General features: G+C 54.9%; 33 protein-coding genes and 1 other annotated feature. Of the genes, 6 read left to right on the top strand and 27 right to left on the bottom strand.

From position 1 onward, the window contains the following. Nucleotides 1-20 precede the first annotated feature (20 nt). The 4 genes from B1H56_RS00805 to yfbR all read right to left on the bottom strand — a co-directional run bounded on the left by B1H56_RS00805 (nucleotide 21) and on the right by yfbR (nucleotide 2,330). Nucleotides 21-338, bottom strand: coding sequence for a hypothetical protein (locus tag B1H56_RS00805; protein ID WP_066522098.1), 318 nt, complete (start codon nucleotides 336-338; stop codon nucleotides 21-23). A 193-nt stretch (nucleotides 339-531) separates the two neighbouring features. Next, a complete protein-coding gene (gene rplL / locus B1H56_RS00800) occupies nucleotides 532-906 on the bottom strand; it encodes a 50S ribosomal protein L7/L12 (RefSeq protein WP_066522100.1) in 375 nt (124 codons plus the stop codon). 57 nt (nucleotides 907-963) lie between these two features. After that, nucleotides 964-1,488, bottom strand: a complete 525-nt coding sequence (gene rplJ / locus B1H56_RS00795; RefSeq protein WP_066522102.1) for a 50S ribosomal protein L10 — start codon at nucleotides 1,486-1,488, stop codon at nucleotides 964-966. A 26-nt stretch (nucleotides 1,489-1,514) separates the two neighbouring features. Then, nucleotides 1,515-1,649: a sequence feature (ribosomal protein L10 leader region), on the bottom strand. A gap of 102 nt (nucleotides 1,650-1,751) precedes the next feature. Then, nucleotides 1,752-2,330, bottom strand: a complete 579-nt coding sequence (yfbR, locus tag B1H56_RS00790) for a 5'-deoxynucleotidase (RefSeq protein WP_066522103.1) — start codon at nucleotides 2,328-2,330, stop codon at nucleotides 1,752-1,754. 287 nt (nucleotides 2,331-2,617) lie between these two features. Here yfbR and thiT point away from each other — a divergent pair, with 287 nt between their 5' ends. Then, nucleotides 2,618-3,298: an energy-coupled thiamine transporter ThiT gene (gene thiT, locus B1H56_RS00785; protein WP_066522104.1), complete on the top strand. Its 681-nt coding sequence runs from the start codon at nucleotides 2,618-2,620 to the stop codon at nucleotides 3,296-3,298. Between the two features lie 117 nt (nucleotides 3,299-3,415). On the opposite strand, the gene B1H56_RS00780 is transcribed toward thiT, so the two are convergent. Further along, complete coding sequence (locus B1H56_RS00780) at nucleotides 3,416-4,225, bottom strand: sugar phosphate isomerase/epimerase family protein (RefSeq protein ID WP_066522106.1); 810 nt, start codon at nucleotides 4,223-4,225, stop codon at nucleotides 3,416-3,418. 112 nt (nucleotides 4,226-4,337) lie between these two features. Here B1H56_RS00780 and leuB point away from each other — a divergent pair, with 112 nt between their 5' ends. After that, nucleotides 4,338-5,399, top strand: coding sequence for a 3-isopropylmalate dehydrogenase (gene leuB, locus B1H56_RS00775; protein WP_066522109.1), 1,062 nt, complete (start codon nucleotides 4,338-4,340; stop codon nucleotides 5,397-5,399). A 47-nt stretch (nucleotides 5,400-5,446) separates the two neighbouring features. On the opposite strand, the gene B1H56_RS00770 is transcribed toward leuB, so the two are convergent. Then, nucleotides 5,447-5,836, bottom strand: a complete 390-nt coding sequence (locus tag B1H56_RS00770) for a DUF3795 domain-containing protein (RefSeq protein ID WP_066522111.1) — start codon at nucleotides 5,834-5,836, stop codon at nucleotides 5,447-5,449. Between the two features lie 60 nt (nucleotides 5,837-5,896). Continuing rightward, a complete protein-coding gene (locus B1H56_RS00765; protein ID WP_066522119.1) occupies nucleotides 5,897-7,609 on the bottom strand; it encodes a D-alanyl-D-alanine carboxypeptidase family protein in 1,713 nt (570 codons plus the stop codon). Between the two features lie 274 nt (nucleotides 7,610-7,883). On the opposite strand from B1H56_RS00765, the gene B1H56_RS14440 reads away from it, so the two are divergent. Then, nucleotides 7,884-8,030: a hypothetical protein gene (locus tag B1H56_RS14440; protein WP_156468717.1), complete on the top strand. Its 147-nt coding sequence runs from the start codon at nucleotides 7,884-7,886 to the stop codon at nucleotides 8,028-8,030. Between the two features lie 129 nt (nucleotides 8,031-8,159). Further along, nucleotides 8,160-9,683, top strand: coding sequence for an acyl CoA:acetate/3-ketoacid CoA transferase (locus B1H56_RS00760; RefSeq protein ID WP_066522121.1), 1,524 nt, complete (start codon nucleotides 8,160-8,162; stop codon nucleotides 9,681-9,683). A gap of 203 nt (nucleotides 9,684-9,886) precedes the next feature. Here the strand turns inward: B1H56_RS00760 and rsfS are convergent, their stop codons facing one another. From rsfS to B1H56_RS00725, 7 genes are all read right to left on the bottom strand, one after another. Continuing rightward, complete coding sequence (rsfS, locus tag B1H56_RS00755; RefSeq protein WP_066740019.1) at nucleotides 9,887-10,252, bottom strand: ribosome silencing factor; 366 nt, start codon at nucleotides 10,250-10,252, stop codon at nucleotides 9,887-9,889. After that, complete coding sequence (gene yqeK / locus B1H56_RS00750) at nucleotides 10,252-10,818, bottom strand: bis(5'-nucleosyl)-tetraphosphatase (symmetrical) YqeK (RefSeq protein WP_066522123.1); 567 nt, start codon at nucleotides 10,816-10,818, stop codon at nucleotides 10,252-10,254. Before yqeK ends, rsfS begins: the two co-directional genes overlap by 1 nt. Further along, nucleotides 10,796-11,452: a nicotinate-nucleotide adenylyltransferase gene (gene nadD / locus B1H56_RS00745; RefSeq protein WP_066522126.1), complete on the bottom strand. Its 657-nt coding sequence runs from the start codon at nucleotides 11,450-11,452 to the stop codon at nucleotides 10,796-10,798. The genes yqeK and nadD overlap by 23 nt, the downstream gene beginning before the upstream one ends. Before the next feature lie 3 nt (nucleotides 11,453-11,455). After that, a complete protein-coding gene (locus B1H56_RS00740) occupies nucleotides 11,456-11,740 on the bottom strand; it encodes a YhbY family RNA-binding protein (protein WP_066522273.1) in 285 nt (94 codons plus the stop codon). 50 nt (nucleotides 11,741-11,790) lie between these two features. Further along, on the bottom strand, nucleotides 11,791-13,059 hold the full coding sequence (gene obgE / locus B1H56_RS00735; protein WP_066522128.1) for a GTPase ObgE: 1,269 nt from the start codon (nucleotides 13,057-13,059) through the stop codon (nucleotides 11,791-11,793). Then, on the bottom strand, nucleotides 13,056-13,682 hold the full coding sequence (gene nth / locus B1H56_RS00730; RefSeq protein WP_066522130.1) for an endonuclease III: 627 nt from the start codon (nucleotides 13,680-13,682) through the stop codon (nucleotides 13,056-13,058). Before nth ends, obgE begins: the two co-directional genes overlap by 4 nt. 62 nt (nucleotides 13,683-13,744) lie before the next feature. After that, on the bottom strand, nucleotides 13,745-14,620 hold the full coding sequence (locus B1H56_RS00725) for a LysR family transcriptional regulator (protein ID WP_066522132.1): 876 nt from the start codon (nucleotides 14,618-14,620) through the stop codon (nucleotides 13,745-13,747). Nucleotides 14,621-14,748: 128 nt separating this feature from the next. Here B1H56_RS00725 and B1H56_RS00720 point away from each other — a divergent pair, with 128 nt between their 5' ends. Together B1H56_RS00720 and B1H56_RS00715 are read left to right on the top strand one after the other, a co-directional pair. Then, entirely contained in the window at nucleotides 14,749-15,351 is a 603-nt protein-coding gene (locus tag B1H56_RS00720; RefSeq protein ID WP_066522134.1) for a DapH/DapD/GlmU-related protein, read from the top strand. Beyond that, on the top strand, nucleotides 15,348-16,406 hold the full coding sequence (locus tag B1H56_RS00715) for a cyclophilin-like fold protein (protein ID WP_066522136.1): 1,059 nt from the start codon (nucleotides 15,348-15,350) through the stop codon (nucleotides 16,404-16,406). The genes B1H56_RS00720 and B1H56_RS00715 overlap by 4 nt, the downstream gene beginning before the upstream one ends. Nucleotides 16,407-16,516: 110 nt before the next feature. Here B1H56_RS00715 and B1H56_RS00710 read toward each other — a convergent pair whose 3' ends face one another. From B1H56_RS00710 to rpsF, 13 genes are all read right to left on the bottom strand, one after another. Further along, nucleotides 16,517-16,768: a TM1266 family iron-only hydrogenase system putative regulator gene (locus tag B1H56_RS00710; RefSeq protein ID WP_066522139.1), complete on the bottom strand. Its 252-nt coding sequence runs from the start codon at nucleotides 16,766-16,768 to the stop codon at nucleotides 16,517-16,519. Between the two features lie 4 nt (nucleotides 16,769-16,772). Further along, complete coding sequence (locus B1H56_RS00705; RefSeq protein ID WP_066522146.1) at nucleotides 16,773-17,975, bottom strand: S41 family peptidase; 1,203 nt, start codon at nucleotides 17,973-17,975, stop codon at nucleotides 16,773-16,775. 22 nt (nucleotides 17,976-17,997) lie between these two features. Beyond that, nucleotides 17,998-18,123 carry a hypothetical protein gene (locus B1H56_RS14915; RefSeq protein ID WP_258107062.1) on the bottom strand — a complete coding sequence of 42 codons (126 nt, stop codon included), beginning with the start codon at nucleotides 18,121-18,123 and terminating at the stop codon, nucleotides 17,998-18,000. Between the two features lie 52 nt (nucleotides 18,124-18,175). After that, the gene (locus B1H56_RS00700; RefSeq protein WP_066522147.1) at nucleotides 18,176-18,754 is read right to left on the bottom strand and encodes a uracil-DNA glycosylase; all 579 of its coding nucleotides are present in this window, start codon (nucleotides 18,752-18,754) and stop codon (nucleotides 18,176-18,178) included. Continuing rightward, nucleotides 18,735-19,298: a uracil-DNA glycosylase gene (locus B1H56_RS00695; protein ID WP_066522150.1), complete on the bottom strand. Its 564-nt coding sequence runs from the start codon at nucleotides 19,296-19,298 to the stop codon at nucleotides 18,735-18,737. Before B1H56_RS00695 ends, B1H56_RS00700 begins: the two co-directional genes overlap by 20 nt. Before the next feature lie 84 nt (nucleotides 19,299-19,382). Continuing rightward, nucleotides 19,383-19,973 carry a recombination mediator RecR gene (recR, locus tag B1H56_RS00690; RefSeq protein ID WP_066522153.1) on the bottom strand — a complete coding sequence of 197 codons (591 nt, stop codon included), beginning with the start codon at nucleotides 19,971-19,973 and terminating at the stop codon, nucleotides 19,383-19,385. Continuing rightward, nucleotides 19,974-20,309 (bottom strand): YbaB/EbfC family nucleoid-associated protein, encoded by a 336-nt coding sequence (locus B1H56_RS00685; protein WP_066522154.1) that lies wholly within the window; start codon nucleotides 20,307-20,309, stop codon nucleotides 19,974-19,976. Nucleotides 20,310-20,342: 33 nt separating this feature from the next. Then, nucleotides 20,343-21,926, bottom strand: a complete 1,584-nt coding sequence (dnaX, locus tag B1H56_RS00680; RefSeq protein WP_066522157.1) for a DNA polymerase III subunit gamma/tau — start codon at nucleotides 21,924-21,926, stop codon at nucleotides 20,343-20,345. Between the two features lie 11 nt (nucleotides 21,927-21,937). Further along, nucleotides 21,938-22,660, bottom strand: coding sequence for a phosphatase (locus tag B1H56_RS00675; RefSeq protein WP_066522160.1), 723 nt, complete (start codon nucleotides 22,658-22,660; stop codon nucleotides 21,938-21,940). Nucleotides 22,661-22,724: 64 nt separating this feature from the next. Next, nucleotides 22,725-23,579, bottom strand: a complete 855-nt coding sequence (locus B1H56_RS00670) for a DNA-3-methyladenine glycosylase family protein (protein ID WP_066522165.1) — start codon at nucleotides 23,577-23,579, stop codon at nucleotides 22,725-22,727. A 370-nt stretch (nucleotides 23,580-23,949) separates the two neighbouring features. Beyond that, nucleotides 23,950-24,198 (bottom strand): 30S ribosomal protein S18, encoded by a 249-nt coding sequence (rpsR, locus tag B1H56_RS00665; protein WP_121418948.1) that lies wholly within the window; start codon nucleotides 24,196-24,198, stop codon nucleotides 23,950-23,952. 68 nt (nucleotides 24,199-24,266) lie between these two features. Next, complete coding sequence (locus B1H56_RS00660) at nucleotides 24,267-24,713, bottom strand: single-stranded DNA-binding protein (RefSeq protein ID WP_066522172.1); 447 nt, start codon at nucleotides 24,711-24,713, stop codon at nucleotides 24,267-24,269. A 64-nt stretch (nucleotides 24,714-24,777) separates the two neighbouring features. Continuing rightward, the gene (gene rpsF / locus B1H56_RS00655) at nucleotides 24,778-25,074 is read right to left on the bottom strand and encodes a 30S ribosomal protein S6 (protein ID WP_066522174.1); all 297 of its coding nucleotides are present in this window, start codon (nucleotides 25,072-25,074) and stop codon (nucleotides 24,778-24,780) included. Nucleotides 25,075-25,241 lie beyond the last annotated feature (167 nt).

Below are 25,241 nucleotides of genomic sequence, written 5' to 3'. Positions count from 1 at the left end.
ATCGTTTCCCCCTGTCCGTATCAACCGTTATCTTTCAATTCGACGGAGACCGCAAGTGACGCGGCTTCCGCCGCTTCCTTCGCCGCTTCAGCTACCCTGGCCGCGAGCTCTGCCGCTTCCTTCGCCGCTTCGTCAACGCTGCCGCGCTCCCCGGCGCTTCCGTTTTCCGCATAGGCTTTCAGCCGTTCCGCCGTTTTACGCGCGGCAAGAATCGCCTCCCGGGAGCATTCGTATGCCTGCTCGATCGCGTTCTGTGCCGCCTTAATATAAAATTCCTTGCTTTTGATGCGCGCCTGCTCCAGGAAGTCGTCAAGCACCTGCTCTCCGGAACTGTCCATACACAAGACCCCCCTGATCCAATCTAATTAATTATACACCGGCCTTCCGCAGTTAAAACCAAAAACCTTCGTCACAAAAAATCAAAATGCCTATGCCGCCGCGCGAAGATAGGTTGCCAGCGTATATAAAAAACGCAGCGCCGGGCTGCGTTTTTTACCGCATAATATTGCGAATCCTCTGCAATTGGGAAACTTATTTCATTTCCACGTCTGCGCCAACTTCCTTGAGGGAAGCGACCAGTTTTTCCGCGTCGTCTTTTCCGAGAGCTTCCTTGATCGTGGAAGGAGCGGAATCAACCATCTCTTTTGCTTCCTTCAGGCCAAGACCGGTTACTTCTCTTACAACCTTAATGACTTTGATCTTTTCTGCGCCGGCAGCCTTCAGAACAACGTCGAACTCGGTTTTTTCTTCCGCAGCAGCGCCGGCATCACCAGCAGCCGGAGCAGCGGCAACAGCAACCGGAGCGGCAGCGCTTACGCCGAACGTTTCTTCAATTTCCTTTACCAGTTCTGCAAGGTCCAGAACATTCATTTCTTTAATCGCATCAAGAATCTGCTTGTTATCCATGATTTATTATCCTCCAAATTTTAATAGATTTCAATTTTTGCGTGCCATGCAGCACTTTTACTGTTTTTGTTCCGCAACCGCTTTGAGCGCGCATGCGAGACCACGCGGGATCGCCTGAAGCGCCAGAGCAAAGTTGGTGATCGGGGCGTTGAGGCTGCCCATCATCTTTGCAATAAGCTCTTCCTTGGACGGGAGCTTTGAGAGGCTTTCAACCTTCTTCGCGTCCATCGCCTGACCGGCCAGGATGCCGCCCTTGATTTCCGTCTTGCCCGCATCCTTTACAAACTTGCACAGGATCTTAGCCGGAGCCACCGGATCTTCAAAACCAAACGCAACTGCCGTCGGGCCTTTGAAGTAATCTTCCACACCTTCGATTTTCAGTTCCTCGGCCGCGCGCTTAAGCATATTGTTTTTGATAACCTTATACTCGACGCCCGCTTCGCGGAACTTGCTCCGCAGGTCTGATACCTCCGCAACCGTAAGGCCGCGATAATCGAGAACGACGACACTCTGCGCACGCTGCATTTTATCTACTACGTCCGCAACGGCTGCCTGTTTTGCCTGTAATTTTGCTTCCTTCAAATTCTTTCACCTCGCTGACTGCGCAGGATTTAATAAAAAATGCCCTTTCAAAGCCATGCAGACCTTAAAAGAGCAACTGGGTTCTTATAAAATCAACCTCGTCAGGATTTCAGAGATTAAGCGTTACGCTCCTGAGTCTATGGCTTTCGGTACATATTTCATTTTCACGCAGGACTTATAATACCACGCCAAAGGGCTTATGTCAAGAAAAACGTGTAAAAATCCGGCCAAACAACCCTTTTTCCACTTTCTGCCAGCGCCGCCTAATTGAGCTCGTCCAGCGTAAGAGAATACCCCGGTAGGAAATGCTCCATGAAATATTCCACTTCCGGGAGGCGCATGCCTTCCACCGCTTCTTTGGTGCGCACGCAGGCCTTCTCGAACTCGCGGTTCCCCGTCCTAAGCTCCTCCATGCATTTGATGTAAGCACTGAGGCGGTCCGCCGCCTTGACGAGCAGGCGTACGTCCTCGCTTGTTTCCTGCCGCACATATGGCGCGATCCGGGGACGCATTTCATCCGGCAGCATAGAAACAAGCGTATCTTCCGCCTGGCGCTCGATCTTTTTATAGGACTGCGTAATGCTGCTGTCAAAATATTTGATGGGCGTCGGAAGGTCGCCCGTAATGACTTCGCCCGCTTCATGGTAAAGCGCGGCCGCAAGCACATCCTTTTCGCTTACATTGCCGTCAAAGTACGTATTCCGGATGATACACAGGGCGTGGGCGATCAGCGCAACGGAGAAGGTATGCTCCGCTACGTTTTCCTCCATATTATTGCGCATGAGGCCCCACCGCTTGATGTGCCGCATCCGCGAAAGATAGGCATAGAAACTTTTTTTCATCGAATCCCCCTTGCAACCGCTTTTCATTGATGCTACTATTATACTATATCAGAAAAGTAAATACACTGCTAGGGGAGCTACGGCTGAGAATTAAACCCTTCAACCTGCACGATAATGCGTGCGTGGGAAGCATAAGTCTTATACTTAAAATCAAACTCCCGCAGGCAGCGGGAGTTTTTCCTTTTTTGCAGTGTGCTTACCGGACCGGACGGCCTGCCCGCCCGGATTTTACAGCGGCGCAGGGCTCCTTGTCCGGCGCGCCTGTCACTCAAAGGAGGATTTTTATTATGTTTAAAAGCTTTTCCGAACTTACCCTGCCTGCGGTCATTATTGTATGCGTGACCGTTGCCGCGGGTCTCGCCGGTTATTTCCTGTACCGCCGCAAAACAAACGGCGGCAGACAAATCACAAAAAAATCGCAATGGACGACAAAGGAACTGACAACCGCCGCCCTTTGCATCGGCGCGTCCTTTCTGCTAAGCTTTATCAAGGTCTTTTCGATGCCGAACGGCGGGTCCATCACTCCTGCCAGCATGCTGCCGATGCTTGCATTTTCCTATATCTACGGGTTTAAAAAAGGCTTCATTGCGGGACTGTGCTATGGTCTTTTGCAATTCGTGCAGGAGCCGCTTTTCCTGTCTTTTCCGCAGTTTGCCCTCGATTACCTCGCATCCTTCTCCCTGCTGGCATTGGCGGGGCTGGCAAGAAACAGCATCATTCCCGGTATCCTATATGGATGCGGCGCACGTTTTGCCTGCCAATTCCTTTCCGGCTGGCTCTTTTTCGGCATGTATGCGCCGGAGGGAATGCCCGCTTGGCTTTATTCCCTCGGATACAACGGAGCTGTCGTTGGCATCGAATGCGCGATTTGTGCGGCTGTCGCCGCGATCCCCGCACTGTATAAGATGTTCAACCGGCTGAAAAAGGAAGCGCGGGCACAGCAAAAGGCGTTCAGCGGCCCGGCGTAAAGCGCCGCGTGAAAAGACGGGGCATATTGTTTGCCGCAGCAAAAAAGCTGCCTGCCATATCAGCGGGCAGCTTTTTATTTTACTTTTTTAGAAGGATAGCCGCACCGCGCTTGCCTTTTAACCGAAAAATTCCGAAAGCCGGTTATAGGTTTTCATCAGTTCGCCGTAGGAGCCGTAATCGCCCGGATAGACCTCAAGCATCAGCAGGCCCCGGTAATCCAACCCGGCAAGCTTTTCCCTCATTCCGGCCCAGTCCATCTCTCCCTCGAACGGAAGGCAGGGAATGATTCCTTTTTCCGCGTCTTTCCGGTAATCGCATACATGGATATGGGCAAGGCGGCCGTTCATATCGTCTATATAATCCATGACCTCATAACCGGATTGCGCCGCCTGCTTGATATCAAGGGTAAAGTACAGGTTGTCGCTGTCCGTATGGCGAAGGAGTTCGCGCGCAAAGCCGGGCTGCGCATACCAACACCAATGCACGGTTTCCCATGCGAGCTTAATTCCCTTTTTCTTAGCGCGTTCCGCGAGGACTGCGGTGCGCTCTCCCGCGAACTCATAATTAACATGGAAGGTTTTGGCCCGTTTGACGTTCATCGGGCCGTGGAACACATAGGTTCCCGCGCCGACCGCCGCCGCCGCGTCCGTGACCTTCTCAAACACATCGAGGGCTTCTTCATACTGCCGCCGGTGCGCGGAATAAAGCTGGGGTTCAAACTGCGTACACAGGGCATGGATGGAGCGGATATGCGCGCCTTCCCCCTGCGTGATGCGCCTGAGTTCATCTGTAAACGGCTTTTCGTATTCCGACATGGCAGAAAAAAAGACTTCCATATCGCGCACCCCGAGTTCCGCCATTTTTCTGACCGCTTCTTCGTTATAGAGCCTGCAGAAAAAGCAGGCTGTCGACATTCCTGTTTTCATTGTATGTCCTTTCCTCTTATTATTTTATTTCATAGCGCCTCTTTTGTCTAATTTGTTTTTGTTATATAATAGGTGCGTATCTTAAATTTTTGACAGGAGGACGAAAAAACGGATGGAATATAAAATTGCCAGAATTCCCGGCGACGGTATCGGCCCGGAAATATCGGAAGAGGCTGTGCGCATACTAAGCCGTATAGGTGAGCTATACGGCCACACCTTTGCTTTTACGGAGGTGGATGCGGGCGGCGTGGCCATCGATAAATACGGTGATCCGCTGCCGGAGGAGCAGCTTGAGGCCTGCCGCCGGAGCGACGCGGTGCTCCTCGCGGCGGTAGGCGGAGAAAAATGGGACGACCTTCCTGTGGATAAACGCCCGGAGAAGGGACTTTTGCGCCTGCGCGGCGGGCTTGGCCTATTTGCCAACCTCCGGCCCGCGATCATTTATGACGAGCTTCGGGACGCTTGTCCGCTGAAGGATGAAATCGTGGGTACGGGCCTCGATATTCTGATCCTGCGCGAACTGACCGGAGACGTGTATTTCGGCGAGCGCGGCGGCGACGACATCACCTATTCCTCCGACCTGATGAATTACCACGATTATGAGGTGGAGCGCATCGCGCGCCTTGCGTTTGAATCGGCGCGCAAGAGGGGCAAAAAAGTAACGAGCGTGGACAAAGCCAACGTCCTCGCTACTTCCCGCCTGTGGAGAAACACGGTAAGCCGGGTGGCGAAGGACTACCCGGACGTCGAATTAAACCATATGTATGTGGATAACGCAGCCATGCAGCTTGTGCGCAACCCGCGCCAGTTCGACGTGGTGGTAACGGGCAACCTGTTCGGGGATATCCTGACGGATGAAGCCAGCATGATTACCGGCTCGATCGGAATGCTGCCTTCCGCAAGCCTCGGCTCCACAAAGCTTGGGATGTATGAGCCAATCCACGGTTCCGCGCCCGACATTGCGGGAACGGGCAAGGCCAACCCGATCGCCATGATCCTTTCATGCGCGATGATGCTGCGGTATTCCTTTGACCTTGAAGAGGAAGCGCAGGCCATCGAGACGGCGGTCAAGGCGGTCCTAAAAGGCGGCGCGCGCACGGCGGATATCGCCGCGGGCGGGAAATCCATTTCGACAAGGGAAATGTCGGACCTGATCCTTGCAGAACTGAAATAGGAAGTAGCACTAACGGCGCTAAAAAGGGGACGGAAACCGTCCCTTTTTTAGCGCCATTTTACGCCGCAGGAAGGGCATTTATCCCGGTGGACGCACAGCATAGCGCCGCAATGCGGGCACGTCCACCGTTTTTCCTCCCGGCGCAGGAACGCTTCCATCCCAAGCGTCCTGAGGTCCTCAAGATTATCCAGCATACTCATCCCGTAGCTGGTACGGTAGCGTTTATCAAGGCTTTTTATCCGTGCGCAGTATTGCCCGCAATCATAACAAAAACCAGATCCCGGCAGCCTGGCGCAGTTCCTGATGACGCAATTGACACAGCCTGCCGGTTTATGGCCATCCCCGCCGCGGCATCCCGGACATTTTTTCTTTTCACGCTGACGGGAAACGCATAATTCACAGTTCATGCCGCACGGCGCGATCATAACCGGTTCCATTGTCCGTTCCCTTTCGTATCCCGCTATAAAAGCGGCCCCTCCGGGGCCGCTTTTATAGGCTCATGGCTTATGTTGCCGGCTGCTGCGCGTGTTCGCATTCCGGCGCTGTACGGCGGATCCGCCTGCGCGCGTTTGAACCGGCCGCGCGCCGACTGACGCACGCTTTGCATAACGCGCCCTGCGCCGCGATTTGTTTACCGCCCGGATTATGAGAAGCGTAAGAACCGCCGCTGCGGGAACAATGATCCACAGATACCACAGTTCAAACGCGAACACCGGTACGCCGTATTCCTCGCTCGTTTCGGATTCCTCTCCCCTGGGATAGATATCGCGGCCCGCTACGAGCGGCGCGGTATAAAGCTCCTGACCGTTGAGCGAATAGGTGACGGTCCCGATTTGCTGCCCCGCCGTGATCGGCGCTCGCAGCGGTTCCTCAATCGTTGTTTTTTCCTCCAGCTTGATGCTTCCGTCCTGAAGTCCCTGCACGGTCGCCGCGTCAAGCAGCTGCGTATCGGCCCCTATCCCCGTAAGGTCCGCCGTTACTTCAAGCGAGCCTTCCTCCGGGTCGTTGGAGGCGAAGTTTTCGGTCTGCTCGGTAAGCGCCACGGGAGCGGCGAACTGCGCAAGGTCTACCTTGGCGTAATTGGCAAAGCCATAATCAAACAGGTATTTTGCAATATCCCAGCGCGCATAAGCATTGGGCACGCCCGTCTCCTTATTGCCCACCGACAGGTCTCCGAAGATGACCGCGATCAGGTTGAGGCCGCCATCCGACGCGGATGCGACCAGGCAGCCGTAGGATTTGATGTATTCCGTTGCGCCGGGAGGCAGGATGTTTTCCAATGTTCCCGTTTTCATTCCCGTCGCTTTATCGTACAGATATGCCGCCAGTTCCGGCTTATTCACCGGAGTGTGGACCAGGTAGTTTGAATTTTCAATAGTATCGGGCGGAAGGTTCTCGAGCTGGCAATAACCGCTGACCGATTCATAGGTATAGGTCTGCGTGGTTTCCGCTTCCGTAATCATCGGATATTTTTTCGCTTCCACTGCAAGCTTTGCCATATCCGTGGCGGTGGAATAATGGCCGTAACCGACGTTATGGATATACAGTCCATGCGGGTTGATAAAATGCGTTCCCGTCATGCCGAGCTCCTGCGCCTTCTGGTTCATCATATCCACAAAGGCCTGCTCCGTGCCCGCAATGTGCATCCCAAGGACGATCGCCGCGTCATTTCCCGAACAAAGCATGAGACCATAGAAAAGGTCTTTCACGGAAATCTGCGAATCAACAGGCAGATTTTTGAGGCCCATCATACTGCCCCCCGACTTATTGACCTCCGTCTTCATATCCACCGTATAGGTGACCATATCTTCCGGTTTGCAATTCTCCGCGACAAGAATCGCCGTCATCAGCTTGGTGGTGCTGGCCGGGAAGATCGTCCAGTCCGCATTTTTAGAAAACAGGACTTCGCCCGTATCCGCATCGACAAGCATTGCCGACAGAGACGTCACCTGTGACAAATCGGCCTCCGGCGCTCCTTCCTTCGTTTCGGAAGTCTCTGGCGGGGTCGCCGTCGGCGTCGGGGTGGGCTCCGGCGTCGGCGTTGCCTCGGGATCGGCCGGCTGTTCGGGCTGCGGCTCCTGCGTTTCCCCTGCTTCCTGCGCGACAGGCTCCGCCGAAGCCTGCGCTTCTGGCTCCGCTTCCGCGAAGGCGGTTATCGGAAATGTAAGGATCATCAGCACTGCAATGATCCACGCAAATTTCTTTTTCAAATACGGTACCTCTCAGAGTCTCTATATAACGGTCTATATTATACCTCAGAACGCCCATTTTGTATAGGCTTATCCCCCCTTTTGTCACACTTTTTTCATATTTTCCCCGAAAAACGGAACGCAAAAAAGCTTCCCTGCGCGCAGAACCGCAGGCTGTTCCCGTAAAATATTACAGATGTTACATTAAAAAGCCTACGGCTTTGACCCCGGATGTAAAGGGCGGCGGTTACAATGGAAGCATCGGGTTCGGATACCGGAAAAAGGAGGCAGCATCATGTTTGAAATTATTTTCTCGAAGGAAGTTTTAACCGTTCTTTCCGCCGCCCTGGCGGTAATTGCCGCGATGAGCGCTTCGGCGGTCTTCCTGGAACGCAAGGACCGCAAAAAATACCGCAGGCCTTCGGAAGTTCGCCAGAAATAGGGTGCCGCGCACGCACGCGCACAGCGGGAATCCCCCGCTGTGCAAATTGGATTTCGCCACTTGAAAATGCCGCCGTGTTATTGGATAATAGACGGGTAATTATTATTTTTGAGGAACGGATGGTGGCGTATGAGTTTTAAGGAAATTACATCAAGGGAAGCGGCGGCCATGATCCCCGATGGTGCGGTGGTCTCTGCGAACGGCTTCGTAATGGCGGCAGTAGCGGATGAATTGTGTTACGCGCTGGAACAGCGCTTTCTTGAAACGGGCGCGCCGAGGGACCTTTCGCTGGTGAGCGTTACTTCGGTGGGCGATGGCGGGGAACGCGGACTGAACCGTCTCGCGCACAAGGGGCTAATCAAAAAATTGATCGCCGGGCACATCAACCTGATGCCCAAGCTCCAGCAGATGATTTTCTCGGAAGATATCGAAGGATATAACCTCCCGCAGGGTGTGATCGCCCAGCTGATGCGTGACATAGGCGCACGGCGGCCGGGACTTGTGACGCAGATCGGGCTTGGAACATTCGTCGATCCGCGTTTTTCCGGCGGGCGGCTTAACAGCATTTCAAAGGATGAGCTGAATGAGATCGTGACTATGGATGGAAAGGACTATATTCGTTATAAGCCTTTTCCCAAAATCGATTTTGCATTTCTGCGCGGAACACGGGCAGACAGGAACGGCAACATCAGCATGGAAAAGGAGGCTGCCGTAGCGGATGCGCTTTCCATCGCGCAGGCCTGCCACACGCTCGGAGGCAAGGTGATCGTGCAGGTGGAGGAAACCGTGGACGACCTTCCGCCGCATGCGGTACGCGTACCCGGGGTGCTGGTGGATTATGTAGTGCGGACGAGCGACATGAAATTCCACACACAGACGGCCGCGGCAGACTATAACCCCGCGTATTCGGGACAAACGCGTGCCCCGCAGGGCGCAATGCCCACACTTCCCGCCGGACCCCGGCGCATCATTGCCCTGCGGGCGCTCAAGGAATTGAAGCAGGGCGGCGTAGTGAACCTTGGAATCGGCATGCCGGAAGGAATCGCGGCGGTGGCCGAAGAAAAGGGCGTCTCGGATTTTACCCTGACGGTGGAGGCTGGCGGCATCGGCGGTTCCCCCCTTTCAGGCGTGGAATTCGGCGCCACACTGAATCCGGAAGCAATCATTTTCCAGCATCAGCTGTTTGATTTTTATCACGGCGGCGGACTTGACCAGGCCTTCCTCGGATTGGCGGAGGCTGACCCGCAGGGTAACATCAACGTCAGTAAATTCGGCCCGCGCATCGCGGGCTGCGGCGGATTTATCTGCATCACGCAGTCGACCCCCGAGCTTTACTTTATCGGCACCTTCACCGCGAAAGGACTCGAGGTGGAGATAGCGGACGGAAAGCTCCGTATTATCAGCGAAGGAAGCATCAAGAAGTTCAAGCGCAGCATCGAGCAACTTACATTCTCCGCCGCGCGCGCAAAAGAGCTGCGCCAGAAGGTGGTGTTTATTACCGAACGGTGCGTACTTCGCCTTACGGACGGCGGCCTTAAGCTTACCGAGATCGCCCCGGGCGCAGACCTTGAAAAGGATATTCTCGCACATATGGAGTTCAGGCCGTTGATCGCGGACGACCTCCGGGAAATGGATGCGGACGTATTCCTGTAAAAGGACCCCGGCAAAAAGCACCTGCTTTGCGCAGGTGCTTTTTTATGCGTCCAAGTCAAAAACCATCACATAATCTTCGTTTGTTTCACGGACGGCCCATCCGCCCAAGGGCCTTTTCTCCCGGCGGGCAAAACAGCGCCTGATACAGCATTTCCGGCAGGACCGTTCCCGCTTCCTCCGGTTTTAAGGGACATATCAGGAGGTTACTGCTCTTTATGCTCAGCGGAGTAGTCATAGAAATTGCCTTCTACCTTCCACAGGCGCTCAAGCTGGTAAAACCCGCGCTCCTCCTTATGAAAGATATGCACAAGCACGTCGCCGTAGTCGATGACTACCCAGCGTCCTTCGCGTTCGCCTTCCGTGCGGATCGGAGACGCCCCTTCTTCCTCGCGCAGCTTAAGCTGCACCTCTTCCGCAAGCGTCTGGACATGCGACACATTGGGCGCGCTGGCAACTACAAAATAATCCGAGATGATCGTCATATCCGCCACTTTCAGGATCACGATGTCCTGTGCCTTTTTATTGTCTAATATTTCCGCAATCCGTTTTGCACGTTCCGAAATTTCCATTAAATATCCTCCCCCGGAAACAATTTCCGGTAGTAGTTATATGCCCCGACACTGTCCGTGTCGATCAGACTTTTGTTCTCAATAATGTGCTCGATCGACGTTTGCAGGCCGTAAAGAACCGCTTTGTCGATGTTTTCGAAAGCAAGCCTCCGCAGCTTTTCGACGCCGTCAAAATCGCGGCTGGGCTCAATGTAATCGGCAAGATAGACGATCTTTTCGAGCATCGTCATGCCTGCCCTGCCCGTCGTATGCCATTTGACTGCGGAGAGCACCTCCTCGTCCGTCACATAGCCCTTGTCCTTCAGCACCGCGGCTGCCGTATGCCCGTGCAGGGTTTTTTCCGTAAAATACGGGATATGGTATTTTTCCGCGAGCTTCACGTTGTCTTTTTGTTTGGTATAATCGTGCAGCAAGCCCGCAAGTCCCGCCTTTTGCGCATCCGCGCCGTACCGCTGCGCAAGCTTTACCGCCGTTTCCTCCACTCCGAGAGAATGCTCGAACTTTTCCCCTTTCAGCTGCTCCGCAAGCTTTTTTACGACGCCGTCACGGTTTCCGGTATAGTCCATTTGCAATGATGTATTCCTCCACGTTTTTCGGGACCAGCCCTTCTATTCCGCGGCCCTCCCTTACCCGTTCCCTGATGTAGGACGAGCTGACGAAAAGGCCCGTATACTCCGATAAAAATATCTGCGCGCCGTATTCCCACCGGAGACGGGAAATTTCTGCCGAAAGCTTTAAGATATCATGGTTTTGACGGCGCACACAGATAAATTTCGTTATTTTGAACAATCGTTCAAAATCATACCAAGTACACAGCTCGAACACCGTATCCGCACCGACGATGAAATAATAGTCCGTTTCCGGGTTCTTTTCCCGCAGGGCCGCGATGGTCTCCACGGTGTAGGAACAGCCTTTTTTCTTTACCTCAAAATCAAGTACCCCGACATCCGTTCCCGCCGCGCACATCCGCGTCATTTGCAGACGCATTTCCTTTGGAGCCAGCCCGCGGCTTTTATGAGGCGGATTCCCGCACGGCATGAGGCAGGCCTGGTCGAGGGAAAATTCTCCTTTTACCTTATGGGCCATATCCACATGACCATTGTGGGGGGGATTGAAGGTCCCGCCCAGGATCCCGACCCGTTTTGGGCGGGCAAACAGGCGTACCTGCTGTTCAATTGTGATGCACCCGGGACGTTCCATAGCTTACAGCCCGATTTTCTTATTCTCGGATTCGCGGTACAGGACAAATTTGCGGCCTAATACGGATACTCCCTCCGCACCGAGCGATCCGGCAAGCTCATCCGCGGCCTCGCGCGCCGTGAGCGGACTGTTCTTAAGCACCGTTCCCTTAAAAAGCTCGCGCGCCGTGAGCGCGTCATCCGCCTGCTTCACCAGATTTTCCGTAACTCCATCCTTGCCGATATGCAGGATCGGCTCCATCTTCTGTGCCATGCCGCGCAGCTTTGCGCGTTGTTTGCTCGTTATCATATTACCACCCAGATTATACCCGCCGTAAGAGGCAGGGCGCATGCCATGCGTTACTCCACAAAATCGAATTCTTCACCATTGAGCCGCACCGTATCTCCATCCTTCGCGCCCGCGCGGACAAGCGCTTTGATAATGCCCATGTCCTTAAGAAGCTTATGGAAATGCCGCATGGAGTCCACTTCGTCCGGATTGATGCGGGCAAAAATTTCATCGATGAGCGAACCGCTCGCTTCCAGGACCCCATCCTCGCCGCGGCCTACTTCAAAGGTCAGCTCTTCATCTTCCATCTGCCACTCTTCGATCACTCCTTCCTCGCGGATGACCTTTTCCTCGGGCAGCGTTTTCAGCACTTCCATCATGGCGGCGCACAGTTCGCCAATCCCCTGGCGGGTCGCCGCGGAGGTAAGGAATACTTCCTTATCCGGATATTCCCTGCGAAAACGCGCGAGGTTTTCCTCCGCCTCCGGCAGGTCGGCTTTATTGGCCACGATGATCTCGGGCCGCTCCAAAAGCTGCTGCGAATAGCTTTTCAGCTCCTCGCGGATTTTCACATAGTCGTCCAAAGGATCGCGTCCTTCGCTGCCCGCGATATCGAGCACATGCGCGATCATGCGCGTGCGTTCGATGTGGCGCAGGAAGTCGTGCCCAAGGCCCGCGCCTTCGGACGCGCCCTCGATGAGGCCGGGAATATCCGCCAGGATAAAATCATAATCGTACGACTTCACTACGCCAAGGTTAGGGGCGAGCGTCGTAAAATGGTAATTTTCGATTTTGGGTTTTGCGGAGGTCATGCAGGAGAGCAACGTAGATTTCCCCACGTTCGGAAATCCGACGAGGCCGACGTCCGCAATGGATTTCAGCTCCAGAATGACTTCACGCGGCTGCACCTTTTTGCCCGGCGTGGAAAAGCGCGGCGTTTGGCGCACGGCTGTGGAAAAACGCGCATTGCCTTTTCCTCCCCTGCCGCCGCGAAGCACGACAACGCCTTCCGGATCACGTACATCCGCAACCACCCGCCCGGATTCCTTATCGATCACGACCGTGCCCGCAGGTACTTTTACGAGAATATCCGCGCCTGTTTTGCCGCGCATATTCTTCTTGCGGCCGTTCTCCCCGTTCTCCGCTTTGAATTTTTTATGATAACGGAAATCCATCAGCGTGCGCATACCAGGGTCCGCAGCGAAAATGACGTTGCCGCCGTTGCCGCCGTCGCCGCCGTCCGGCCCGCCCGCACTGACATATTTCTCGCGGCGAAACGAGACCGCCCCATTGCCGCCGTCGCCCGCCTTGATGATGATCCTTACTTTATCAACTATCATAAATTTTTATTGGGATAGGGACACAGGTCTTCGATGCAGCAGCTGCCGCATAAAGGCTTTTGCGCCTTGCATACCCGGCGGCCATGCCAGATGAGCCAATGATGCGCCTGTGACCAGTCCTCTTTCCTGATTATTTTTTTATCCTCTTCCTCGACCTTATCCGGATCGTTGGAGTGTGCGAAGCCAATGCGGTTCGAGACGCGCCGGACGTGCGTATCCACCGGAAAAGCCGGAAGCCCGAACGCAAACGCAAGCACCACGTTGGCGGTCTTGCGGCCCACACCCGCGAGCGTGGTGAGCTCTTCCTCCGTATGCGGGACGATTCCGCCGTATTCGCTCATGATACGCTGCGCACATGCAATAAGGTTCTTGGCCTTATTTTTATAAAGTCCGCATGTTTTGATATAACCCTCCACCTCGGCAAGGTCGGCCCCGGCAAGCTCTTTGGGCGAAGGATACCGCTTGAAGAGGTCCTTTGTAACGATATTGACGCGCACATCCGTACACTGTGCGGCGAGGATCGTCGCGACCAGCAACTCGTAAGGATTTTCGTAATGGAGCGCGGACTCCGTATTCCCATATTCTTTTCGCAGCCGTTCAATGATTTCCTGATTCTTATCCATATTATTATTTTAACACAAATTATCCTTCTTTACCAAGAAAAACGCAGGCCGCTTCATTTATCTCAGAGAACTTCCGCCTGCAAGACCTCCATGAATTTTCCCGCCGCCTTGGAGAATACCTGATATTTTTTCCAAACCATGATGAGTCCTACCTCAAACCGCGGGACCAGCGGCTTAAAACACAGGCTACTGCCCGCCGTATTGACGATCCGGTCAAGGCAAAGGGCGCAGCCGAGTCCTTCATCCACCATCAATGAAGCATTATACAGCAGATTGTAGGTAGCGACGATGTTGAGCTGCTCGAACTCCTTTCCCAACCAGCCCGAAAGCTCGTTTTGCACAAGCGATTGCCGTGAACAGATGAGCGGCAGCCCCGGCAAATCCTCTGGCGAGAGCGATTCGCGCGAGGCATACGGGCTGTCCCTGCGCATGAGGACCCCCCATGTGTCGAAGGCGGGCAATTTGATATAATCGTATTTCTTCTTATCCACCGGCTCGATCAGCACCCCGAAATCAAGCAGGCCCTTATCCAGCCGGTCGGTCACATCGTCGGCATTGCCGCTGAACAGATGGTACCGGACCTCCGGGTATTTCCGCTCCATTCGTTTGGCGGCGCGGGCAATAAGGCGCATCCCGTCTGTTTCCCCGCCCCCGATATGGACATCTCCGCTGACAAATTCGTTTGAAGAATGAAAAGCCGCCTCTGTCTGGTCCGCCAGTTCAACGATCTCCTGCGCGCGCCTGCGGAGCAGCAGGCCGTCTTCCGTCAGCGAAACTTTACGCTTTCCCCGGATAAACAGTTTCTTTCCCAGCTCCTCCTCCAGCTCCTTAAGCTGCCGGGAGAGGGTGGGCTGTGTGACATGCAGCGTTTCCGCCGCGCCTGATATCGTCTCTTCCCGCACTACGGCAAGAAAATAACGCAACACCCGAAGTTCCATTTCGCATTCCTCCTCCGGTACCAGTATAGCTTTGCATTCCATGCTTTTCAAGCATATATTTATATTTAATATAGGTATTTGCTATTCAACCTCCCATCCCTTAGAATAGGACCCGGGAGGAACAGAAGATGGAATTACAGGAATTTTTGGACTATATGAACCGCGGCGGCACCGTTGACGGGGATTCTGAGATGCACCGCGTCATGCGCCGCCTGAGCTTTGAAGCAATGAAAATCACGGCGGAACTGAATTCTTCCTATCATGAACCGGAAGAAATCCGCGCCTTATTTTCGGAGCTGACAGGAAAGCCGGTGGACGAATCATTTGCTATGTTTCCGCCTTTTACCACAGATTGCGGCAAGAATATTACGGTGGGAAAAAACGTATTCATCAATTCCGGCTGCCGTTTTCAGGACCAGGGCGGCATTACGATCGGCGACGGGGCCTTGATTGGGCATAATGTGGTGCTGGCGACCCTAAACCATGGTTTCGCGCCGGAAAAACGCAGCAGCCTCCGCCCCGCTCCAATTGTGATCGGAAAAAACGTATGGATCGGTTCAAATTCCACCATCCTTCCGGGGGTGACCGTCCATGACGGCGCGATCGTCGCCGCGGGGGCGGTGGTCACAAAGGACGTTGCGGAGGGTACCGTTGTGGGGGGCGTCCCCGCAAAAGTCATCAGGACGCTGGAACAGGAACAAACGAAGCCAACGGAGGAGGAAATCCGATGAAAAAGACTGGGAAACTAATTTCGATCGTCACTGCGGCAATTTTTGCCGCAATGCTGCTTATTTCGTGCGGGGCTTTGGAAGCAAAACCGCCGCAGGCCGACGGTGAGCGAACTACAGCGCCGGACGCGGCGGAAGCTTCCGCGCCTGACGGACCCATGGAGACGGTGCCTGTGGAAACAAGCGCGCCGTCAGGGATATTGACCGTTTATTTCTCCTGCACGGGAAATACTGAAACGATTGCCGGATGGATTCAGGAAGCGCTCGGCGGCGATCTGTTCCAGATTCGGACGGCAGACGCATATCCTGAAGACTACGACGAGCTGCTGGAAACCGCACGGCAGGAGCAGGAGGCCGGCGCCCGTCCGGCGCTGTCCGGACGGGTGGAACACATGGAGGCCTATGACACGGTGTTCATCGGTTATCCGATCTGGTGGGCCGACATGCCGATGGCAGTCTATACCTTCCTCGAGGAATACGATCTGTCCGGGAAGACTGTCATTCCTTTCTGTACCCACGGCAGCAGCGGTTTTTCCGGCACGCAGGAGGCCATTGCCGCCCTACAGCCGGGGGCGGAGCTGCGGGAAGGCATCGCGGTCCGCGGCGGGCAAGCAGCGGATTCCCGCGAGGAAGTGATCGGATGGCTGGCCGGGCTTGGCCTTGAAGGAGCCGCAGCGGGTACGGCGGCAGCGTCCGGCGGGGAAATCCGTGTCCGTTTCTCCTTTGACGGCGGGGAAGCCGCCGCCGTTTTAAACGATACTCCTACTGTTCAAAGCCTGCTCGCGCAGCTTCCGGCTACCGTAACGATGAGCGACTATGCGGGGGCGGAAAAGATTGCCTATTTCGCAGAGGCTCTGACCGATGAAGGCGCGCCGGAGGGATATGATCCACAAATTGGCGATGTGGCCTGCTACGGTCCATGGGGCAATATGGCCGTTTTCTATAATGACCAGCCGTATGCGGAGGGCCTCTGCCCAATGGGAAAAATCGAGTCGGGAATGGACCTGCTGGCGGCGCTTCCGGAGGACGCATCCGTTACCGTCGAGAGGATCGGCTGACAACGGATACCGTATGGATCAAAGCCGATAAAAAGCGGGATGGCTATTAACGCCATCCCGCTTTTTATCATCAGCTTTCTTTTCAGAAGTTCCGCCCGGAAGCCGCTCCTTCAATAGGTCTTGTTGGTCATCATACTTTTTACGGTAACGCCGGGAAGGTTTCCGAGCCGGCCGGTCATAGCCCCTACCTGGTCGCCCGTCGCTTCTACAACGAGGGAGATGACGTTGATATCCTTCTCATGGTTGGGCACGCCCATGCGTGCGTGTACAAGATCCGCATACTCTGAAAGGATGGCGTTTACCCTTGCCACGCTTTCCTTATGCCCTTCAATTATGATTGCTATGATCCCAATCCTGTTCATGGCGTCAGCCTCCCTGCGCGATCAGCTCTCCGAGTGTCGTGAGCGCCTGCTGGAGCTGCGCATCCGTCTCAAACGTGAGCCGTCCTTCCGGATTGCTTACCGCAATATCGGGCGTAATCCCGCCGTTGACCGCTTTTTCATCCGGCGTATAGTAGAGCGCGCTCGTGAGCTTTACCCCGCCGCCTGAATACGGCATATCCACAATAGACTGGACAACGCCTTTTCCATAGGTCTGGGTGCCGATGACCTGCCCACGCCCCCTTCCCTGCACCGCGCCGGCAAAAACCTCGGCGGCAGAAGCGCTGTTTCCATCGACCAGCACGACGAGCGGAAGATCGAAATAATCGGCGTCCACCGTAAGCTCGTCACGCTTATTTTCCTTATCCACCGTATAGGCCGCAAGCCCTTCGGGCAATATTTCGTCGAGCATCGAAACCGCATCCGGAACGCTGCCGTCCATATTCCCGCGGACGTCGACCAGTACGCCCTTCGCGTCCTCATCCTTTAAAAACTGGATGGCATTTTTGAATTCTTCCACGCAATTTCCGTTGAATTCAGAAATCGCGATTTGCGCGACGTCGTCTGTGAGCATAGTATAGGTCACGCGCTGCGCATCCACATTCGCGCGCGCCACTTCGAGCTCCCGGGGCGCATCCGCGCCCGTTTGCACCGTGAGCTTTACGGAACTGCCGCTCGGCCCGCGCAGCATATTGAGCGAGCTTTCATAATCAAGCCCGCCAACGTCCGCACCGTCGATGGTGAGGATCACGTCGTTTTCAGCGAGCCCGGCCGTTTCGGCGGGACTTCCCGCATAGACGCGTTCCAGCTTTAAATGCCCTGTTCTCTGGTATGGCCCGGCGGTGACCCCGATGCCCACAAGGTCCGTATCGGACTGTTGGTTGAATTCCCGGTATTCTTCCTCGGTATAGTATACGGAATAGGGATCGTTCAATGACTCGACCATCCCCTTGAGTGTTCCTGTCACAAGATCGCTTTGTTCGACGTCCCGGTAGTAGGTATCGTTGATAATTTTTTCAAGGTCGCTGATCTCCATGTATTTCTGGATGTCCTGATAACTGCCTTTTCCCAGCAGGATATCGTTGCCCTTAATTTTGGACGTCTGGTAGAAATACACAAACAACCCTGTTACAAAGCTTGCCGTGACTGCAATCACCACACACAAAATAAACAGTTTCTTTTTATCCAAACGGTTCTTACCTCCATACGGATCAATCGTTCCACTCTTCCCGGTCTGCTTTTACCTCAAGAATGAAACAACGCACTTCCGTGCGCTTCTGCTTTTTCATATACCGCCATTCCCTTTTTTCAATTGTTACGAACTTATTACAACCCAATTATACCACCTTATTAAGAAAATGCAAGTTTCCGGGGCCCAGGATGCAGAATTCAGATATTTTTTCCCAGCCATACGGCCAAATTTGAAAGATCCTGGGAATAGGTTTCTTTGAGGGAGGGATTGTAGATGATGCTGGCCGGATGATAGAGCGCAAACAGCCAATATTCCCCTGTGCCGAGGGAAATTCGCTCCGCTTTGCCGTGGTGATCGCCGATGACGGCGTTAAACCCCCTGACCGCGCGAAGCGGCGTGTTTCCAAGCGTCACAAGAAGCCGGGGCGCAACGAGCCTGATCTCTTCCCACAGGAACGGTTGTGCGGCAAGGATTTCCTCCCGGGTGGGCGGACGGTTGGAAACCGTGTTTTTGGCGCTCACCTTCGTAGGCCGGAATTTACATACGTTTGTAACGTAAATCTCCGTCCGGGACAGCCCAAGTGTTTTAAGGAACCCGGTCAGGTTTTGCCCGGCCCGGCCCACAAACGGTTTTTTCTGCGCGACCTCGTCCCGGCCCGGCGCTTCTCCCACGAGCATCAGCCCCGCATCCGGCTTCCCGTCGCCAAACACAAGCTCCTGCCCCGGATATGCTCCGCTGATCCGATCATATAAACGTTCAAGAGAGTTCGAGTCCATGCAGCGTTCCCTTCAGCACCTGAAAATCATGTTTCGCGTATTGCACATAGTCCGGATTGTGCAGCAGCGCGGCCGGATGGAACGTGGGCATGATGTAAAAGTTTTTAACCTTTACGCACACGCCGTGCTCTTTCATCATCCGTACGCCGCGGCCGAGGATAACGCCCGCCGCGATGCGCCCGAGGCACACGATTACCTTCGGTTTGACGAACGCCACCTGGCTGCGCAGGTAATCGATGCAGGCCGCCCGTTCGTCATCCTGAGGATCGCGGTTTCCCGGCGGACGGCATTTGACCACATTGGCGATATATACATCCCCGCGCCGGAGCCCGATCTCGTCCAGCATACGGCAGAGAAGCTGCCCTGCCGGACCGACAAACGGCCTGCCCTGCTCATCCTCCCGCGCGCCCGGGCCTTCGCCCACGAACATCACGTCCGCATGCAGGCTGCCTTCGCCGAACACGGCATGCTGCCTTGTCTGCGAGAGTCTGCATTTTTTACAATTCATAACCGCTTCATACAGCGTCTTAATACTGTCATACATGGAGAAACGCCTCCGCTGTCCGCACCTCCCGCAGGGAGGCGCATGGTTTTACAGGCCGGATATGTCCCGCCCTCCGAATCCTATTTACACAGAGGTCCGGCCTTCGAGGGCCTTTGCCAGGGTAATCTCGTCCGCGTATTCAAGCTCCGCACCGATCGGGATACCATGCGCGATACGGGATATCTTGATATCGTAGCCGCCCAGCAGCCGGCTGATATATGCCGCCGTCGCCTCGCCCTGCACGTCCGGGTTGGTGGCGAGGATAACTTCTTTCACCTCTCCGCCAAGGCGGGCTAGGAGCTGGTCGATCGCAATATCGTCGGGGCCGACTCCCTCGAGCGGGGAAATCGTTCCGCCCAGCACATGGTAAAGCCCGCGGTACTCATGCGTTTTTTCGATCGCAAAAACATCGCGTGCATCTTTCACGACGCAGATCAGCGAATGGTCGCGCCGCGGGTCTTCGCACACTTCGCACACTTCGCCTTCGCACAGGTTCCCGCATATTTTGCAGTATTTCACCCGGCGCCGCGCGTCGTACATATCGACCGCAAACTGCTTCACCTCTGCTTCCGGCATTTTCAGCACATGGTACGCAAGACGCTGCGCCGTTTTTGCGCCGATCCCCGGAAGCTTACAGAACTGGGCGACCAGTTTCTGGTAGGATTGCAGGTTCAATTAAAACAGCCCCCCCAGGTTCATGCCGCCCGTAATCTTTCCCATTTCGGCCTGCATCATTTCATCCGCTTTCGTGAGCGCTTCATTGACGGCTGCGATCACGAGGTCCTGCAGCATTTCCACATCGTCCGGATCGACTGCCGCTTCCTGTATTTCAATGCTTTTAATCATCTTTTTTCCCGTCGCGACCACGCGCACAACACCGCCGCCGGCCGTCGCTTCGACCTCCCGCTCTTCAAGCTCCGCCTGCATTTGCTGCATCTTCGCCTGCATCTGCTGCGCCTGACGCATCATATTCTGCATATTCATCCCGCCCGGAAATCCGCCTTTTGCCATTGTTCAATCCTCCAAAATGTTTTCATTTGATCTCTATTTTATCACAACTTTATCTTTTCCAAAAAGGTCAAAGAGCTGCTGCTCCATACTTTTTTCCTCTTTTTGTTCATACCGCGTTTCGAGCACCATCGTATGCCCGAAAATTTCCGCAATGATCCCGTTCATCTGCGCAAGGTATTCTTCCTTGCACAGCATGTCCACAAGCACGCTGTCCGCCTCGTCCGCGATGAACTGAAGCAGGCTGCCCTTTGCATTGATACCGCGGACCGCAGCTGCCGCCGGGGCCAGCACCGGAAGTTCGCTACCAATTTTTGCACGCAGCTGTTTTAACGCTTCGCCTGCCTCAGGCATCTCTTCCTCTTGCTCCTCCTGCTGTGCTTTTTCTTCCTGCTCTACTGCCCTGATCGCGTTTCCGGCAAGATCCTGTGTGCCGGGAATCTCTGCCTGCACGGGCACGCCCCCCCGCGGAGCGGGCGCCTGCTTCTGTCCCGGCGCCGCCGCGGCCAGCTTACCCGAAGCAAAGTCTGCGGCGAGTTTTTCCACCCGCGCCTCAAGCTTCTTTACGCGCAGGTCCATATCTTCCGTATCTACATCCGTCGTGTTGACCGCGGCGCGCGCAACCGCCGCGACCAGCACCGCGTCCGGCGTGGCCGCATACCGCAGGATGTTCTGGTTATAAATAAACACTTCCAGCACACGCAAAAGGTTGGCGCACCTGTAGGCGTCCGCGGCCTCCTTTGCAAGCTGTCCGGATAATTCCACGATAATATCCCGCAGGATATTGTGCGGCTCGATCCCGTCTTTCAGCATGCCCTGCAAAAGGCCGAGGGCTTCCGCCGGATTTTCACCGAGCACCGCCCCGCATAAGGCGCGGGTACGCTCCGTATCCGCAATGCCCATCGCTTCGTTTACATGTCCGAGCGTCAGGGAATCCTGACCAGCGATACACTGGTCCATCACGGAGAGCGCGTCGCGCATCGCCCCTTCGGCGGACTGCGCAATCATGCAGAGCGCTTCTTCCTCGTATTCCACACCCGTTTTCTCTGCGACCTCGCGCAGGCGGGCGACGATATCTTCCTCCGTAATCCGCTTGAAATCATAGCGCTGGCAGCGCGACAGGATCGTCGCCGGGAGCTTGCGGATTTCCGTCGTCGCGAGGATAAACACCGCGTGCGCGGGTGGCTCCTCGAGCGTCTTCAAAAGCGCGTTGAACGCACCGGGGGAAAGCATATGCACCTCGTCGATGATATATACCTTGTATTTCCCAAGCGCGGGCAGAAGCGAAACCTTTTCGCGGATATCGCGCACATTGTCCACACTGTTGTTGGACGCCGCGTCGATCTCCACGATGTCTACAAACGCATCGTTTGCGGCCCCTGTACAGACCTCGCACTTGCCGCAGGGATTCCCGCCCTGCGGATCGAGACAGTTCATTGCGTTTGCAAGGATCTTAGCCGTGCTTGTTTTCCCGGTCCCGCGCGGGCCGTAAAAAAGGTAGGCATGCGAAAGCTGTCCGGTCATCACCTGCTTTTTCAGGATGTCCGTAATGTGCTGCTGCCCGTAGACCTCATCGAAGGTCCTGGGGCGGAATACGCGGTATAGGGTCTTATATGCCATAAAAGGTCTCCTTATTTTTCGATTCTTTGTTTGCGTTCCCGGAGATACTCCGTAAACGCGCCGAGGCTGCGGCTGACGATCAGCTCCTGCGGAAAGTCCTCCGCTTCGAGCGCCCGGACCGCATCCTCGAAATTTCCCACGTTATAGCACGCATGCGCATCCGACGACACGGTGATCCGCACATCCTTCTGCTTGCACAGGCGGATAAACTGCGGGCAGGTCTTATCGCTGCCCCTGCGGTGGCGGAAAGAATGGCTGTTGATCTCGATCAGCTTATCGCAGCGCTTCGCCGCATCCACCACTTCCTCTATATTGACGGCATAATGCGGATTGCCCGGATGCCCCACCACGTCGACATATTTATTTTTGAGCGCATTCACAAGCGCCGCCGTATTTTCTTCCACCGTACCTTGCGCAACCACGATATCGTGCATGGACGCGACCAAAAATTCCGTCCGCTTCAGGTACCGCTCGGAAAGGTCGATATTTCCCTCACTGTCCAGGATGTTGAGCTCGCAGCCCCGGATCATGCGCACTCCTTCCAAAACGTCCGGCAATCCCTGGAGCACGCTGATGATAAAATCCGGCGCGCCGCCCGCGAGGCCCGGACCGTGGTCCGTACAGCAAAAGGCTTCCAGGCCTTTTTTCGCCGCGAAAAGCGCATTTTCACGCAGGGTAGAATACGCATGGCCGCTCGCCACCGTATGCGTATGGGTATCTACGAGAAGCTTCATAAGTTCCGTTTCCTCCAAATTTTATAAAAATATCTAATCCGTCCACAAACGGTATCAAACAAAATCAGCTTTTGCTGTTTTCCCGCTTCCAGAAAAACAAGTATTGCTGCGCAATCCCCGCGTACGGCCCAAAGCGTTTCCGCGCGAACTCATAAATTTGCCTGTCGTTCCCTGTAAATCCATATTGCTCACGCAGCACCCGCCTGACCCATACATCGGCCGGGAACGCATCGTAGAAGCCAAGGGAGAACAGCAGGACGCAATCCGCGACTTTCGGACCCACACCGGGCAGCCGCTGCAGTTCCTTTTTCGCGTCCGCATATCCCATCCCGCGCAGCGCTTCAAGCGAAAAGCCCTCCGCAGCCATCCGCGCCGCTCCTTTGATATAGGGCGCGCGGTAGCCGCTGCCGCATTCGCCGAGCGCCTCCTCGGAAAGCCCCGCGAGTATAGCAGGCGCCGGGAAGCGGTGCCATGTCTTCCCCTCAAAGGAGAACGGTTCGCCGTATAATGCGCAGATGCGCCGGAGGATGCCGCGAATCCGTTTCACATGATTGTTGGCGGACACGATAAACGAAATCAGCGTCTCAAACGGCTCCTGGTTCAAAAGCCTCAGCCCGCAGCCATATTGCATCCCCTGTTTCAGGACACTGTCGCCGCAATCCGAAAACAGTGCAGCATAATCCCGTTCCAGGTCGAAGTAACGCTTCCATACCCGCTCAAAATCCTGCTGCGTACATGGATAAAGGCGCGCGCCCTCCGGCACTTTTTCCACACGCAGATACCGCCCGTGCGCCACGCCTTCATAGGCGTTCGCCCCGCATGGGAAAAAGCGGAAGGCCTGCCCGTTTTCAAAGATATGCCGCGGCTCGAAACACCCTGTACGCACCAGCGCGGCGCCATTTTCATAGGCTACATCCATATTTTATAGTATACCATAAACCAGCGGCGATTACAGCACATTGATTCGCCGCGTCATACAAAATACACGGGTGTGATACGCGGGGTATGCCGTGCAAACCTGCGGAAGCCCAGGGAATGTGTCCGCGCCGCACGGACAGGACGGGCAGCGCGCCGGCGCATACGGATGCGCACCGTAAAGGCGGCGGGTAAAAAAAAGAACATATCCAATCAGGATATGTCCTCCCTGTCTTGCTTTTTTTGCTTCGGATCAACGAAGCGTACACGGACAACATCCGGATCGATCGTACCGGAAGCGTGCCGGACAAAAGCGCAGAATACGCTGAGCCCGCCGCGCAATCCGAAAATCCAGAGACCGCCGTGCAGATGAATTAGTCTGAGACATAAGGCAGCAGCGCCATAACTCTTGCCCGCTTGATGGCAACAGCAAGCTCGCGCTGGTGCTTCGCGCACGTACCGGAAGCGCGCCTGGGCATGATCTTACCGCGCTCCGTCAGGTATTTCCTTAACTTCGCAACATCTTTATAATCGATGAATTCCGATTTGTCCGCACAAAAGGCGCATACTTTCCTTCTCGGGCGTCTTGCGCGCATCGGTCTTCTCGCTCTTTCTTCGCTCATTTGAGACATCTCCTTTGCTTAAAATCGCCGCCTTGCGCATCGTGCGCCGCGGCTTCGTGAATGATCCGTCAGAACGGCAGCTCCGCATCGTCGAGCGGCTGGAAATCTGATAATTCTTCAGCAAACAGGTCATCTGCGTTTTGCTGTGCGGGAGCCTGCTGCGCGGGCATATCACCACGCGACGCGCCCGGATTTTGCGCCTTGCTCGTCACAAATTCCGCTTCATCCACGACAACTTCCGTCACATAACGGCGGACGCCGTTTTGGTCGTCGTAAGTGCGTGTTTGTATTGTGCCTACGATGCCGATCCGCGAGCCCTTTGTAAAATACTTCGCAATGAACTCGGCCGTCGAGCGCCATGCAACACAATTGATGAAATCCGCCTGCTGTGTTCCGTCCTGGGACTTGTAACGGCGCGTAACCGCGACCGTGAAGCTTGTGACGGAAACACCGGACGGCGTTGTGCGCTGTTCCGGATCCCTTGTTAAATTACCAACCAGAATCGCTTTATTCATCTTGGAACCATCCTTTGTTTGGTCGTTTCAGGGCCAGGTAAGACCTGCCCGTGCAATTTCCTGCTTACGCTTTTTGGTCTTCGAGATTGACAACCATGTAGCGGAGCACATCGTCGGAGATCTTGTAATTTCTTTCAAGCTCTGCCGGGAGCGTCGGGTCCGCCTCAAACGTCATGAGTACATAGTAACCGTCGTTCAGATACTGGATCGGATACGCAAGACGCTTTTTTCCCCACTCGTCGATCTTTTCCATCTTACCGCCGCTTTTTTCGACGATATCGGAAAAACGCTTTACGAGCGCGTCTTTTTTCTCCTCTTCCATATCCGGTTTCAAAATGTACATGGATTCGTACTTTATCATCCGTAATTCACCTCCTTCTGGACTAATGGCCCTGCTTTTTGTCCGCAGGGCAAGGACGTTACATCAAAATATTATATCGCAACGGGCAGGAGAAAGTCAAGCAAACTTCTCCGGCTCCTTCCAATCGACAATCCTTTCCGCCGGCCCCCCGCAGCGTAAAACGGGGC

The sequence above is a fragment of the Christensenella minuta genome, from assembly GCF_003628755.1.
GTDB classification, from domain to species: Bacteria; Bacillota; Clostridia; order Christensenellales; family Christensenellaceae; genus Christensenella; species Christensenella minuta.
Note: the sequence above shows the minus strand (reverse complement) of the source record. Positions and strands in the feature narration are given on the sequence as shown.

Bases quoted from the DNA above. Each gene is read 5' to 3' on its own strand.
- B1H56_RS00780 (WP_066522106.1), bottom strand. From the start codon at position 4,225: ATGAAAACAGGAATGTCGACAGCCTGCTTTTTCTGCAGGCTCTATAAC.
- B1H56_RS00685 (WP_066522154.1), bottom strand. From the start codon at position 20,309: ATGGCAAAAGGCGGATTTCCGGGCGGGATGAATATGCAGAATATGATG.
- rplL (WP_066522100.1), bottom strand. From the start codon at position 906: ATGGATAACAAGCAGATTCTTGATGCGATTAAAGAAATGAATGTTCTG.
- B1H56_RS00725 (WP_066522132.1), bottom strand. From the start codon at position 14,620: ATGGAACTTCGGGTGTTGCGTTATTTTCTTGCCGTAGTGCGGGAAGAG.
- nadD (WP_066522126.1), bottom strand. From the start codon at position 11,452: ATGGAACGTCCCGGGTGCATCACAATTGAACAGCAGGTACGCCTGTTT.
- B1H56_RS00675 (WP_066522160.1), bottom strand. From the start codon at position 22,660: ATGAAGCTTCTCGTAGATACCCATACGCATACGGTGGCGAGCGGCCAT.
- thiT (WP_066522104.1), top strand. From the start codon at position 2,618: ATGTTTAAAAGCTTTTCCGAACTTACCCTGCCTGCGGTCATTATTGTA.
- B1H56_RS00770 (WP_066522111.1), bottom strand. From the start codon at position 5,836: ATGGAACCGGTTATGATCGCGCCGTGCGGCATGAACTGTGAATTATGC.
- nth (WP_066522130.1), bottom strand. From the start codon at position 13,682: ATGGATAAGAATCAGGAAATCATTGAACGGCTGCGAAAAGAATATGGG.
- yfbR (WP_066522103.1), bottom strand. From the start codon at position 2,330: ATGAAAAAAAGTTTCTATGCCTATCTTTCGCGGATGCGGCACATCAAG.
- B1H56_RS00695 (WP_066522150.1), bottom strand. From the start codon at position 19,298: ATGTATGACAGTATTAAGACGCTGTATGAAGCGGTTATGAATTGTAAA.
- rsfS (WP_066740019.1), bottom strand. From the start codon at position 10,252: ATGGAAATTTCGGAACGTGCAAAACGGATTGCGGAAATATTAGACAAT.
- obgE (WP_066522128.1), bottom strand. From the start codon at position 13,059: ATGATAGTTGATAAAGTAAGGATCATCATCAAGGCGGGCGACGGCGGC.
- B1H56_RS14440 (WP_156468717.1), top strand. From the start codon at position 7,884: ATGTTTGAAATTATTTTCTCGAAGGAAGTTTTAACCGTTCTTTCCGCC.
- yqeK (WP_066522123.1), bottom strand. From the start codon at position 10,818: ATGGACTATACCGGAAACCGTGACGGCGTCGTAAAAAAGCTTGCGGAG.
- B1H56_RS00700 (WP_066522147.1), bottom strand. From the start codon at position 18,754: ATGGACTCGAACTCTCTTGAACGTTTATATGATCGGATCAGCGGAGCA.
- dnaX (WP_066522157.1), bottom strand. From the start codon at position 21,926: ATGGCATATAAGACCCTATACCGCGTATTCCGCCCCAGGACCTTCGAT.
- B1H56_RS00740 (WP_066522273.1), bottom strand. From the start codon at position 11,740: ATGATAACGAGCAAACAACGCGCAAAGCTGCGCGGCATGGCACAGAAG.
- B1H56_RS00660 (WP_066522172.1), bottom strand. From the start codon at position 24,713: ATGAATAAAGCGATTCTGGTTGGTAATTTAACAAGGGATCCGGAACAG.
- B1H56_RS00670 (WP_066522165.1), bottom strand. From the start codon at position 23,579: ATGGATGTAGCCTATGAAAATGGCGCCGCGCTGGTGCGTACAGGGTGT.
- rpsF (WP_066522174.1), bottom strand. From the start codon at position 25,074: ATGATAAAGTACGAATCCATGTACATTTTGAAACCGGATATGGAAGAG.
- B1H56_RS00805 (WP_066522098.1), bottom strand. From the start codon at position 338: ATGGACAGTTCCGGAGAGCAGGTGCTTGACGACTTCCTGGAGCAGGCG.
- rpsR (WP_121418948.1), bottom strand. From the start codon at position 24,198: ATGAGCGAAGAAAGAGCGAGAAGACCGATGCGCGCAAGACGCCCGAGA.
- B1H56_RS00710 (WP_066522139.1), bottom strand. From the start codon at position 16,768: ATGAACAGGATTGGGATCATAGCAATCATAATTGAAGGGCATAAGGAA.
- B1H56_RS00715 (WP_066522136.1), top strand. From the start codon at position 15,348: ATGAAAAAGACTGGGAAACTAATTTCGATCGTCACTGCGGCAATTTTT.
- B1H56_RS00760 (WP_066522121.1), top strand. From the start codon at position 8,160: ATGAGTTTTAAGGAAATTACATCAAGGGAAGCGGCGGCCATGATCCCC.
- leuB (WP_066522109.1), top strand. From the start codon at position 4,338: ATGGAATATAAAATTGCCAGAATTCCCGGCGACGGTATCGGCCCGGAA.
- B1H56_RS00720 (WP_066522134.1), top strand. From the start codon at position 14,749: ATGGAATTACAGGAATTTTTGGACTATATGAACCGCGGCGGCACCGTT.